Origin of the sequence: Moellerella wisconsensis (assembly GCF_022592395.1) — a bacterium.
Classification (GTDB): domain Bacteria; phylum Pseudomonadota; class Gammaproteobacteria; order Enterobacterales; family Enterobacteriaceae; genus Moellerella; species Moellerella wisconsensis.
This window is the reverse complement of the sequence record NZ_CP093242.1, coordinates 1,937,986-1,950,763: the sequence shown is the minus strand read 5'-3', so window position 1 is coordinate 1,950,763 and position 12,778 is coordinate 1,937,986. Positions and strand designations below refer to the sequence as shown.

Below are 12,778 nucleotides of genomic sequence, written 5' to 3'. Positions count from 1 at the left end.
CAGAATAAAAAATAGCCAGTCTTTGTAGGCTGGCTATTTTTGGAGATATTAATGATTGAGTTATTACTATTAGCTATTTAATTATTGGGGATAGCAAGATAACTGATTATTTCTGCTTAGCGGCAAAAAATTGACTCAACGTAACAATAATTGCCATCAATAAATAAACTGCAAACACACTAATTAACCACTGCGGCATATCCCAGCCTAAAAATACCCATTGTTTGACTGAGCAATCTCCAGTGGCTTCAAATACTGCCGGAACCCATTGATTAAGCGGTAGCCATTCAGGGAAATTGACAAAAAAATCACAGGAGGCAAAAGGTGAAGGATAAAGCTGTAACATGGTATGTTCCCAAGCTAAATCCAGCCCGCGCCAAGCGCTGTAAATCCATACAATAATCGCTAGCCAACGCAATAACCCATTCTGCGGGGCAATCGCACCAATTAATCCTGCAGCAATAATCCCTAATAATGCGATTCGTTCATAAATACACATGACACAAGGCTGTAATTTCATCACATGCTGAAAGTAAAGCGCAGCACATTCCAGCATTAATGCAATAAAAGCCATTAATAGCCATGCTCCTCTTCCTTTTGAGCAGGAATTAAAATATCTGAGCATACTCATTTCCCTAAGTTTATTAATTGCTGACATTCTGCCGTGTTATGTTAAGCAAAAAAAGGGTTATCGCCAGTTTGTCGCCATATTGTCGGTTAATTTACTTAATCTTACGATTGTTATATCGGTGTAAATATTAATTTAAACACCGATATAACAATGATGTAATAACTAATAGCTGGGTTCATTCCCGTTTAAGATAATGTAATCCATCCCATGGTATGCATCCAATCAGAAATGGGTAATAACCACAACTCAACGCCTAATAAACCGACGATAGTCATAACCACGGTATAAGGTAAGGCCATCCAAACCATACGTCCATATGACAAACGAATTAATGGCGAAAGAGCCGAGGTGAGTAAAAATAAGAAAGCGGCTTGTCCATTAGGTGTCGCTACGGAGGGCAAGTTAGTCCCGGTATTAATGGCAACTGCCAGAGCTTCGTATTGATGTAGAGAAACCAAGCCTTCTTTCATCGCTGTAGTCGCTTCATTTATATATACCGTACCAACAAACACATTATCAGAAACTGCAGAGAGTAAACCATTAAATAAATAGAATAACGATAGCTGAGAAGCTTCCGAAGATTGTAGAACAAATTGGATGAATGGGGTAAATAAATGCTGATCAACAATTACCGCGACGACCGAGAAGAATACGGTTAATAATGCGGTAAACGGTAGGGCCTCTTCGAAGGCTTTACCCAATGAATGTTCTTCAGTTATTCCACAAAATGCGGTGGTCAAAATAATCACTGACAGGCCGATTAAACCAACTTCCGCCAAATGAAACGCCAGGGCGAAAATCAACCATAATCCAACAATCGCTTGTACAATCAATTGGGCACGGTCACGACGTGTACGTTTGGCACTGGCTTTTTTATCATGCTGTGTCAGGATATTTCTGACGCTGTCAGGTAATTCTGCACCATAGCCAAACAGTTTAAATTTCTCAACTAAATAACAGACAAGTAACCCACAAACGAATACTGGAATAGTCACAGGAGCCATGCGTAGGAAGAACGTAACAAAATCCCAACCTACATATTTTGCAATAATCAGATTTTGCGGCTCACCAACCATTGTCATTACGCCGCCTAATGCGGTACCGATACCCGCATGCATCATTAAGCTACGTAAAAAGGCGCGGAATTGTTCAAGTGTTTGTTTTTTTTCCGCAGTATCGATATAGCCATCGTTGGTTAAATCATCATTATCTTGTTGATTTGACGCATAATGATGATAAATAGAGTAGAAGCCGACTGAAACACTGATAACTACCGCTATTACCGTTAGGGCATCTAAAAATGCCGACAAGAAAGCACTGGCAAGACAAAAAGCTAAGGATAGGGCGCGCTTAGAGCGGATAGACAGCAATAACTTGGTGAAAGCAAACAGCAGCAGTTGCTTCATAAAGTAAATACCCGCCACCATAAATATAAGCAGCAGTAATACTTCTAGATTGTTACTGATCTCATGGCCTATTTGGCTAGGGGAGGTCATACCAATAATAACCGCCTCAATAGCTAATAGTCCGCCGGGTTGTAGTGGGTAGCATTTTAATGCCATAGCTAAAGTAAAAATAAATTCAACAACTAGCATCCAACCTGCCGTGAACGGATCGACGTGATAGAACACGATAGGGTTGATAATCAAAAAGATAATGATCGCTAGTTTGTACCAGTCAGGTGAGTTTCCAAGAAAATTTCTAAGAAATGCTTGTTTGAAACTGATATCCATTATTATTCATATTCCTCTGGTATAGATGTAAAGCTTAGTGTGGCTATATACTACCCTTAAAATCAATGGAAATTAAGCTTAGATATTCATAGTAAATGCATTAATAGTATAATGTTTTATGATTGATCTCACTGTTTATACAGCACCTAACTATCTCAGATTCAGACAATCTGTTATGATTTCGGCTATAATTAGTAAAATTCAGTTTGGAATCAATCAAAACATGGTTATTAAAGCTCAAAGTCCTGCCGGCTTTGCGGAAGAGTATATTATTGAAAGTATTTGGAATAATCGTTTTCCTCCGGGGTCAATTTTACCTGCTGAACGTGAACTTTCAGAGCTTATTGGTGTAACACGAACCACTCTGCGCGAAGTATTACAACGGTTAGCCCGCGATGGCTGGCTGACAATCAAGCATGGTAAGCCTACAAAAGTAAATAACTTTTGGGAAACTTCAGGCTTAAATATTCTTGAAACTCTAGCGCGATTAGATCACGACAGAGTACCTCAATTAATTGATAATTTACTGGCAGTTCGTACTAATATTGCGGCAATTTTTATTCGTACTGCGTTTCGTAATAACCCCGAAAAATCATTAGAAGTGCTGGCACAAAAAGAGACCGTCGAAGATAACGCGCAAGCCTATAGTGCATTGGATTATGATATTTTTCGCGGATTGGCTTTTGCCTCCGGAAATCCTATTTATGGATTAATTATCAATGGATTAAGAGGCCTGTATACACGTGTAGGCCGTTACTATTTTTCTAATCCTGACGCACGTAAATTAGCCCAAAATTTTTATCAGCAACTGATAAATCTGTGCCGTGAACAATCTTATGAGCGGATTATGGAATGTGTGCGTAATTATGGAAAAGATAGCGGGACAATTTGGCACAGTATGCAAGGCAATATGCCGAGCGATTTAGCCCAAATGAGCTAATAATCCATCGCAGTATAACACTGTATAAATAGCCTTCGAGTGAAGGCTATTTTTTTGACTAAAAATGCAAATTGCTTGCTAATCATTTTTTGCTATCTCGATTCCATTATAATAAACCAATCCGATTGGGATGATATTGGAAATAATAATAACGCAATTTTATTATCTTATAGTATCCAGTTTATAGTTACTCCTCGGCTTACTAGCCTGATTTTTAGGGTGATTTTCTCTGGTGTGCTATTTTTTTGCCAAATAATTATTATGCCAAATAATATATCGTTATTAATCACTATTTAGTGCTGCTTTAGGGATTAAGTCTGTTTTTTATCCAGTAGATAATTCTGTGCTGGCAAATATTTTATAGCCTATTATTCTTATGTTAATGGTTGGTTATAAAATATAGAGGGCAATGATGAAAGTTCTGGTATTAGGTGCAGGCGTTATTGGTGTCACTAGCGCATGGTATCTCGCGCGCCAAGGGCATGAAGTCATAGTCATTGACCGTCAAGATGCGGTAGCTACAGAAACCAGTGCGGCTAATGCGGGGCAGATTTCACCGGGATATGCTACCCCTTGGGGAGCACCAGGTATTCCGCTAAAAGCGATTAAATGGATGTTTGAGAAACATGCGCCTCTGGCTATTCGTCCTGATGGAACATTATTTCAATTACGTTGGATGTGGCAGATGTTGAAAAATTGCAGCGACCAACGTTACGCTATCAATAAAAGCCGCATGTTACGTTTGGCTGAATATAGCCGAGATTGTTTAAAGCAGTTGCGGGCTGAAACCGGTATTGAATATGAAGGTCGGCAAGCGGGAACGTTACAGCTATTCCGTACTCAGCAGCAGCTTGATCACGCGGCTAATGATATTGCCGTTTTGCAGCAGCAGGGCGTGGCTTATCAATTACTAACCGCCGATCAATTAATCACCGCAGAACCGGCACTAGAGCAGGCTCAACATAAGCTAAGTGGTGGGTTACGTCTACCAAATGATGAAACTGGCGATTGCCAAAAGTTCACGCAAAACTTGGCCATAATGGCGCAAGATATCGGAGTGCGATTTAAATTTGGTCAACAGGTACAGGCGATATTGACCGCGGGAAATAAGGTCACTGGTATTCAATGTGACGATGAAATACTCACTGCAGATAGTTATGTGGTCGCGATGGGCAGTTATTCGACCCGGTTATTGACGGATTTGGTGAGCATTCCAGTCTACCCCTTAAAAGGTTATTCATTAACTTTGCCAATTATTGATGCCGAGCGCGCTCCCGTTTCAACCGTGCTGGATGAAAGCTATAAAATAGCTGTAACACGTTTTGACAAGCGAATTCGCGTCGGCGGTATGGCTGAAGTCGTGGGGTTTAATTTACGTTTACCTCCTCAACGAGCAGAGACGTTAAAAATGGTAGTTAACGATCTTTATCAGGGGGCGGGAGATATCGAAAAAGCGACTTTTTGGACCGGTTTACGTCCGATGACACCGGATGGTACACCGATTGTCGGAGCAACACGTTATCAAAATCTGTTTATTAATACCGGCCATGGGACGTTAGGATGGACAATGGCGTGTGGTTCAGCGAAATTATTGGCTGATATTATCTCGGGAAACTGCCCTGAAATTGCAGCGGATGATCTGTCGGTACGGCGTTATATGGACAGGCATTAATGCGGTGAGGCAAGTTCAATAAAGTTGATTTAAGCAGAAATATCCATAATTATTTCTGGCGCTTCGATAAAAAATACGAAAAAATAGCCAATAAAAACAATAAGAGGAAGTCGAATGCCCCGTCCGATCTGTGCAAAAATCCACTTGCCGAATTTTACTCATAATTTGTCGGTTATTCGCCAGCAGGTTGGCACAGCTAAAATTTGGTCGGTCGTAAAAGCCAATGCTTATGGGCATAATTTAGCTAAAGTTTGGCCATTTCTGGCGGCGACAGATGGTTTTGCATTATTAGAGCTTAGTGAGGCGATTCAATTACGCCAAGCTGGTTGGCAGGGGCCGATTTTATTATTGGAAGGTTTTTTCCATTCATCAGATTTAGCGGTTATCGATCAGTATTATTTGACTACCGCTATTCACAGCGAATGGCAGTTGGATGCCTTAAAACAAGCGGATTTACGCCATCCAATATCAATATATGTTAAATTAAACAGTGGAATGAATCGGTTAGGTTTTTCACCAACTGATTATCCGAAGATTATTTCGCGTTTACAGTCGCTAGATAATATTGCTTCAGTGACGTTAATGAGCCATTTTGCTAATTCGGATAATAGTCAAGGTATTGAATATGCTCATCAACAAATTGAAGCCTTTTCAGCATTAAAATTAGCGACTTGTGTCGCTAATTCAGGGGCAATTTTATGGCATCCGAATACTCATTATGACTGGGTAAGAAGTGGTATTTTGCTTTATGGTGGCTCTCCAAGTGGTTGTTGGCACGATATTGCTTGCTATCAAGTTAAGGCCACTATGACCTTGTGCGCTGAAATTATTGCAGTACATCATATTGTGGCCGGTGAATCTATCGGCTATGGCAGCCGCTTTACTGCGACTCAACCTAAACGCATTGCTACCGTCGCCTGCGGATATGCGGACGGTTATCCTCGTCATGCGCCAACAGGAACACCTGTTTGGGTAGATGGTGTACGTTGTCCGATATTAGGTGCCATTTCGATGGATATGTTAACCATTGATATTACTGATTGTCCAACAGCGAAAGAGGGAACCTCGGTGGAATTATGGGGACAAAATTTACCGATTGATGATATTGCTCAGCGAGCGGGTACGGTGGGTTATGAATTAATGTGTGGGTTGGCTCAGAGAGTACCTATTGATTACGAAACATGATTAATTATGAATAAATACGGTAGAATTAAAAATAATTGTAAGCACAGTTAACTAAAAATGTGATTTGGTTGGATTATCCTTGGCACTTAAGGCAGACAACAGTATTATTTGGCCAAATAGTTAATTAATAATCTAGGGTTAGCAATGTCTAAACATGTTAAATTAGTATCAATGGGTATCGCAGTAAGCTTATTATCGGCTTCGTCCTTCGCTGGAACTTGGTCTATTGGTGGCTCAGTATTAGCTCAAGCCTCACCTTATAAAGGGATTAAAGCTAAAGACTATGTCACTCCCGTACCAGTAATTAATTATGATAGCGAAAACTTTTATTTTCATACTTTAGCCGTGGGTTACTATTTGTGGAATGATAAAGTAGATCAATTATCACTTGATGCACATTACTATCCACAATTTTTCAAACCTAAAGATAATGATGACCACGACATGCGTCAGCTAGATCGTCGACGTGATACTGTGATGGCCGGCTTTACTTATAAGCATAATGCACAATGGGGTACCCTGCGAGCAATCGCTTCTGGTGATATTCTGGGTGTTAGTAATGGATTAAGAGGTGACTTCGCCTATTTATACGGTTTCCACGGCGATAAATGGTCTATCATGCCTGGTGCTGGTATTGTATGGACGAGCAAAAATCAAAATAATTACGAATACGGTATTTCATCTAAAGAGTCACGTAACAGTGGATTAAGCCGTTATAAAGCAGGTGACAGCTGGACTCCTTACTTAGAATTACAAGCAAATTACCGTTTCAATCAAGATTGGTCTGTATTTGCTGTCGGTCGTGTTGACCGTTTATCTAATGAAGTTAAAGATAGCCCAATGGTTAATAAATCTGTTTCTGGGATTGTATGGTCTGGCGTGACATATACATTCTAATATGCTGATTTGTAGTCTTTATTAAGGCTATCGATGCAAAAAACTGTAGATGTAATGAAGTAACCCCAATAGTTGGACAACCAATTATTGGGGTTTTTTTATGCCAAAATTTTCAGGTATTATCGCTAGAGTTATTTTTTTTATAACTATCATCTTGAGCGGCATTATCCAAATAGGGATGAAACTCATTATGATCGCGACAGCGCATAATTAATGACATACGTGCAGGCTCGGCATTATCCGGTATCATTGGTTTATTGATACGGGCGGTTTCAACGCAGATCATCTGCTTGTAACCATTATTCGGCATATCTGGCATGCTGCACGATAACTCTGCCCACGGATTCCAGCAAACTACATCACTGTGATGATAATGGTGCATTTCAATAGTACGCTGCCAGCCATCATCTCGAACCAAACTGTACTCATCCGATTCGGTATAAATGCGATCGGTACGTCCATTAACTCTCAGTGTTGACGCATTATATTCTTGCTTATCAGTGACTTTATCTAAATAGTGTGAACCTAAACCATAGACTGCCGTTTTTTGGATATCACTGATATTTAAATAGCTATGCATCGCACAGGTTGCACTGAAATTACCGTAGCTTTCTAATTCAATTTCGCAGGTTTCCCCGAGCTTAAAACGTAATATCAATGTGAAGTCATGTGGCCACAGTTTTTTAGTATATTCATTATCAGACAGGGTAAAAGTGAGGATAACCCCATCATCGTGTTCATTATGAGCGGTAAATTCCCATGGCAGAATACGCGCAAATCCGTGGCTAGGTGTGCCGGCAGGACCAAACCATGGCCAGCAAATAGGAATACCGCCACGAATTGCCGTGCCGGGTTTAAACTCACTATTTTCACTTAACCACAAACAGGGTTTCTGACCGCTAGGTTGCCAAGCAATTAATTGCGCCCCTTGGAAGCTAATAGCTCCGCGTACTTTAGGATGGGAAATTACAATCAGCGGAAGTTCGCCTAACTGACGTTGACTAAGGTAAGGGGAGATCTGTTTTAATACCGGTAAATCAAAAATTTTATCATTCATGATAACTCGCCTATTCATACAACCTAAGGATTAGACAAACAGGATTGTTGTACTAATTAAAGGTCATGGAATACAGAGAAAAATAACATTTCTGTCTATAGAGCTCGAGCAGTATAAAGTAGATACAAAAGAGCCGCCATAATGGCGGCTCGAATATATTCTGAAAACTAATTAGCTATTATTTAGAGATATGAGCAATCAGATCCAGAACTTTGTTTGAGTAACCAGTTTCGTTGTCATACCAAGAAACCAGTTTAACGAAGTTGTCGTTCAGTGCGATACCTGCTTTAGCATCGAATACTGAAGTCAGTTTTTCGCCATTGAAGTCTGTTGATACAACATCTTCATCAGTATAACCCAGAACACCTTTCAGCTCGCCTGCAGCAGCATCTTTGATTGCTTCACAGATTTGTGCGTAAGTTGCTGGTTTAGCCAGACGTACAGTCAGGTCAACAACAGAAACGTTTGGTGTAGGAACACGGAAAGACATACCAGTCAGTTTGCCGTTCAGTTCTGGGATAACTTTACCTACAGCTTTAGCAGCACCGGTAGAAGATGGGATGATGTTTTGTGATGCGCCACGACCACCGCGCCAGTCTTTATGAGAAGGACCATCAACTGTTTTTTGAGTTGCAGTAGTTGCATGAACAGTTGTCATCAGGCCTTCAACGATACCGAATTTGTCGTTGATAACTTTTGCCAGAGGTGCCAGGCAGTTAGTAGTACAAGAAGCGTTAGAAACGATTTCTTGGCCTGCATAAGTATTTTGGTTAACGCCCATAACGAACATTGGGGTGTCATCTTTAGAAGGACCAGTTAACACAACTTTTTTAGCGCCTGCTTGGATGTGTTTACGTGCAGTCTCATCGGTCAAGAAGATACCGGTAGCTTCAGCAACAACATCAACACCAACTTCGTCCCACTTCAGGTTAGCTGGATCTCTTTCTGAAGTACAACGGATAGTTTTACCATTAACAACCAGGTGACCATCTTTAACTTCAACAGTACCGTTAAAACGGCCATGAGTTGAATCGTATTTCAGCATGTATGCCATATATTCAGCATCTAATAAATCGTTGATTGCAACGATTTCAACGTCAGAGCGTTCTTGTGCAGCACGGAAAACGATACGGCCGATACGACCAAAACCATTGATACCTATTTTGATACTCATAGTATTTCCACCAGCTATTTTTTAGTGAATTAAGTTGTATTTAAACTTACCAAAACCTTGCCAGCCGTCAAGCGGAATCGTGTCAATTATTGCAAAATATCAATTCAGAACACACTAATTGATTACTTGTCAGCCATTTTCTTGAGTAAATACACCCAAAATGTATTATCAGGGCAGATTAAAATAATTAAAGATCTTATCAGTAATATATGTGAGATAGGTCACAAACAGAATTCGAAAGCAGCGTCTAATTAGTTTAGAATGGCATTTGACAATTTTCTGTTAAATTTTTGTTTCAACTCAGATTAATTTAATGATTAGCGCGATCTTTTATCACAGCCATACTGATAATCCATATACTGTAATACATATAAGCAATTAATTATATAAAAGTAATTAATCGATATCATGAGATAGTGGGTTCGGGAATGATAATAATTCAGTGAAATTAATTAAATTAATCAGATAACACCCGTTAATACGCATGTTTAGCCAAATTTTCGTTGTTAGCAAAAATTGAAAGTTGCCCAGAAGAAAAACTGACAAATATAGGTGCCGCAATGTCCAAGACTAAAGATAATCAAATTGATCTCTCCAATCTTAGTGAAATCCAGCGTTACGTGACTCAACAAGCCGGAACCGAGCCACCGTTTTCTGGCCGCTTATTACACCTGCGAGAAGATGGTATATATTATTGTTTATGTTGCGATGCGCCGCTGTTTGGTTCAGAAACTAAGTTTGATGCGGGATGCGGATGGCCCAGTTTTTATCAGCCAGTCAATGACTCCGCGATAAAATATATTGAAGACAATAGCTTGGGTATGCAGCGAATCGAAGTACGTTGTCAGCAATGTAATGCGCATTTGGGACATGTATTCCCTGATGGGCCACAACCTACCGGGCAGCGCTATTGTATTAATTCAGCCTCATTGCGTTTTACTGATGACAATCAGAATAAATCGATCGATGGTTAATTAAATAAAAAACAGAGTAACTCATTGATATTAAGGGGGGGAAGGTTCAGCAAATAGAATCTACAGCCCCTATAATCAACAGATCATACAAGCAATATACGGGCTTAACCGTTTCAGCTTGAGTGTGAATTAAGTAATAACGAGGGCTATATAACGAGGGCTATGCCCAAATGGCGAGTATTGACACTAAGCACAGGCGACTAAAATAGGCCAATATTGAAAATACGTCGATATTAAAACATAGGTAATAACTAATATTTTAAGTCAAGGTGGATAATTTAGCTTTGGCTTGTTAAGGAGTGAATGTGAGTTTTGAACCTAAATCGGCTGATGTAGCGCCGCAAGATTTATCTGAGCCAGCGAGTAAAACTCAAACTGAGGCATTAGATCCACAGCATATCGAGCAGTTGCTTTCTGTTATGACCCCAGAAATTTATCAACGTTTAGTTACCGCAGTTGAGTTAGGTAAATGGCCAGATGGGGTTGCTCTCAGTGCTGAGCAAAAAGCCCACAGTTTGCAAATGGTGTTGTTATGGCAGTCGCGGCATAATCACGACCCCGAACATATGACGGTGGGAACAGATGGCACTATCATCATGAAAAGCAAACAGCAGCTGAAATCAATATTTCAACAATCGCTGTTAGCCACCTTAAAGCCGCTGGACAATGACTCGAGTGCTCAGCATTAAGTTTAAATATAAAGTTTGAGTATAAAGAAAAGCGCAATTAAATCAGCGGTTATTAAGCTAACCGCTGTCTTTGTATAGAGAGTTTTTTGGCTAATTTTGTGTACAAAATTGCGCCAGATTGATCAGAGCAGCACCATTATCAGCCATTTCTTGCAATGCGAGTTGCCCATCTTGTGGGGCTAAATTAACGGCACGACAGCCATCGGTAATCACTTTCACGCTGTAGCCTAATCTCAATGCATCTAACACGGTGAATTTAACGCAATAATCCGTCGCAATACCCAAAATAAATAATTTTTGGATCTGCTGCTGTTGTAGCCACGAATGTAGTTGGGTTTGGCTGCGCTGATCGTTATCGAAAAATGCGCTGTAGCTGTCTATTTGTGGATTTTCACCTTTGGTAAATATTGCATCGATAGCAGCTTGGTTTAATTGAGGATGCAGTTTTGCTCCGGGTTGGTTTTGTACGCAATGTACGGGCCACCAAACTTGTGGACGTCCATTCAGTAAGCCACATTCGCCAATATTAGTTCCTGAATTGACTGCAAAACTTAAATGCGTCGCAGGGTGCCAGTCTTGGCTAGCGATGACGTTAATATGGTTCTGTTGGCAATAGGTAATCGCTTGATTCGCAATGTCGATCGCTGTTTCGCTATTCTGGACGGCGAGTGCACCTCCTGAACAAAAATCATTTTGTAAATCAACCAGAAGTAGAGCAGATTTCACGTTATCGTCCTCATTATTAGTCATCAGCGTAACTCAATTCACCGCGTAAATTATTTTGCATTAATTCGCGAATATGTGCAGTAGTAAAATTTTGGCTTAGTAAATAATGTAATTTGGTCAGCGTAGCTTCAAAGGTCATATCATAACCACTAATAACCCCAGCTTCAGCCAGTGCATGCCCAGTGGCATAGCCTTCCATATTAACTCGTCCAGAGATACATTGGGTTAGATTAATCACAATAATGCCTATTTCTGTGGCTTCGCGCAGTAAGCGTAGTAAATCAGGCTGTTGTGGGGCATTACCGACGCCATAAGAACGAATAATTAAAGCTTTTATCGGTTGCTGTAAAATATTATTGATAATATCAATTGATAGTCCTGGGTAAAGCATAATTACGCCTATAGGCTGAGGGGTGATCCTATGCGTGATAAACTCGCCAATTCCGCGTGGTGCGGGGCAGGTAGCAAAGCTACGAATATTAATTCCTGCCTCCATTAATGGCGAACAGTTTGGCGAGGTAAAGGCATCGAACCCGTCGGCGTGGGCTTTTACCGTGCGATTCCCGCGAAATAATTTATTATTGAAAAATAAACTCACTTCGTTTACCGGATAATTAGCGGCCAAATATAGCGCGTTAAGTAGGTTAGTTTGGCCGTCAGATCTCAGGGCTTCCAAGGGGATTTGTGACCCGGTCACGATAATCGGCTTTTGCAGATTTTCAAACATAAATGACAATGCTGACGCGGTGAACGCCATGGTATCGGTACCATGTAAAATAACGAAACCATCGTATTTATCATAATTTTGGTTAATATCATCGGCAATAATTTGCCAATCTTCGGGCGTGATATCTGAAGAGTCAATTAAAGGATGATGTTCACGAAGCGTAAAAGAAGGCATTTCAGGCCGGTGAAACTCAGGCATTTTGGCTAATTGTTGTTGTAAATGTCCCGAGACTGGGACATAGCCAAACGCAGAATGTTGCATGCCAATAGTGCCGCCAGTATAAACCACATAAATTGATTTTTTTTCTACATCTTTTTGCATTATGAAAATCCGACCTGAAGAGAGACAACTAATTAATCTGGATTATAGAATG

General features: G+C 40.3%; 12 protein-coding genes. 6 read left to right on the top strand and 6 right to left on the bottom strand.

From position 1 onward, the window contains the following. Window positions 1-106 precede the first annotated feature (106 nt). Together dsbB and nhaB are read right to left on the bottom strand one after the other, a co-directional pair. Window positions 107-625 (bottom strand): disulfide bond formation protein DsbB, encoded by a 519-nt coding sequence (gene dsbB / locus MNY66_RS08640; protein WP_047256213.1) that lies wholly within the window; start codon window positions 623-625, stop codon window positions 107-109. Between the two features lie 191 nt (window positions 626-816). Continuing rightward, a complete protein-coding gene (nhaB, locus tag MNY66_RS08635; RefSeq protein ID WP_047256212.1) occupies window positions 817-2,364 on the bottom strand; it encodes a sodium/proton antiporter NhaB in 1,548 nt (515 codons plus the stop codon). A 223-nt stretch (window positions 2,365-2,587) separates the two neighbouring features. Here nhaB and fadR point away from each other — a divergent pair, with 223 nt between their 5' ends. The 4 genes from fadR (at window position 2,588) to MNY66_RS08615 (ending at window position 7,058) form a co-directional block, all read left to right on the top strand. After that, on the top strand, window positions 2,588-3,304 hold the full coding sequence (gene fadR / locus MNY66_RS08630) for a fatty acid metabolism transcriptional regulator FadR (protein ID WP_047256236.1): 717 nt from the start codon (window positions 2,588-2,590) through the stop codon (window positions 3,302-3,304). A 412-nt stretch (window positions 3,305-3,716) separates the two neighbouring features. Continuing rightward, window positions 3,717-4,976 carry a D-amino acid dehydrogenase gene (locus MNY66_RS08625; RefSeq protein WP_241501877.1) on the top strand — a complete coding sequence of 420 codons (1,260 nt, stop codon included), beginning with the start codon at window positions 3,717-3,719 and terminating at the stop codon, window positions 4,974-4,976. A gap of 114 nt (window positions 4,977-5,090) precedes the next feature. Continuing rightward, a complete protein-coding gene (gene alr, locus MNY66_RS08620; protein ID WP_241500685.1) occupies window positions 5,091-6,161 on the top strand; it encodes an alanine racemase in 1,071 nt (356 codons plus the stop codon). 144 nt (window positions 6,162-6,305) lie between these two features. Further along, entirely contained in the window at window positions 6,306-7,058 is a 753-nt protein-coding gene (locus MNY66_RS08615; RefSeq protein WP_241500684.1) for a MipA/OmpV family protein, read from the top strand. A gap of 112 nt (window positions 7,059-7,170) precedes the next feature. Here the strand turns inward: MNY66_RS08615 and MNY66_RS08610 are convergent, their stop codons facing one another. Both MNY66_RS08610 and gapA read right to left on the bottom strand, forming a co-directional pair. Beyond that, window positions 7,171-8,115: a D-hexose-6-phosphate mutarotase gene (locus tag MNY66_RS08610; RefSeq protein ID WP_241500683.1), complete on the bottom strand. Its 945-nt coding sequence runs from the start codon at window positions 8,113-8,115 to the stop codon at window positions 7,171-7,173. 178 nt (window positions 8,116-8,293) lie between these two features. Further along, the gene (gene gapA, locus MNY66_RS08605; RefSeq protein WP_047256208.1) at window positions 8,294-9,289 is read right to left on the bottom strand and encodes a glyceraldehyde-3-phosphate dehydrogenase; all 996 of its coding nucleotides are present in this window, start codon (window positions 9,287-9,289) and stop codon (window positions 8,294-8,296) included. Window positions 9,290-9,849: 560 nt separating this feature from the next. Between gapA and msrB the strand changes: the two genes are divergently transcribed. Further along, complete coding sequence (gene msrB, locus MNY66_RS08600) at window positions 9,850-10,263, top strand: peptide-methionine (R)-S-oxide reductase MsrB (protein WP_241500682.1); 414 nt, start codon at window positions 9,850-9,852, stop codon at window positions 10,261-10,263. A 419-nt stretch (window positions 10,264-10,682) separates the two neighbouring features. Further along, window positions 10,683-10,952, top strand: coding sequence for a YeaC family protein (locus MNY66_RS08595; protein WP_241501876.1), 270 nt, complete (start codon window positions 10,683-10,685; stop codon window positions 10,950-10,952). 90 nt (window positions 10,953-11,042) lie between these two features. Here MNY66_RS08595 and pncA read toward each other — a convergent pair whose 3' ends face one another. Together pncA and ansA are read right to left on the bottom strand one after the other, a co-directional pair. Continuing rightward, window positions 11,043-11,678: a bifunctional nicotinamidase/pyrazinamidase gene (gene pncA / locus MNY66_RS08590; protein WP_241501875.1), complete on the bottom strand. Its 636-nt coding sequence runs from the start codon at window positions 11,676-11,678 to the stop codon at window positions 11,043-11,045. A 16-nt stretch (window positions 11,679-11,694) separates the two neighbouring features. Continuing rightward, window positions 11,695-12,726: an asparaginase gene (ansA, locus tag MNY66_RS08585; protein ID WP_241500681.1), complete on the bottom strand. Its 1,032-nt coding sequence runs from the start codon at window positions 12,724-12,726 to the stop codon at window positions 11,695-11,697. Between the last annotated feature and the right edge of the window lie 52 nt (window positions 12,727-12,778).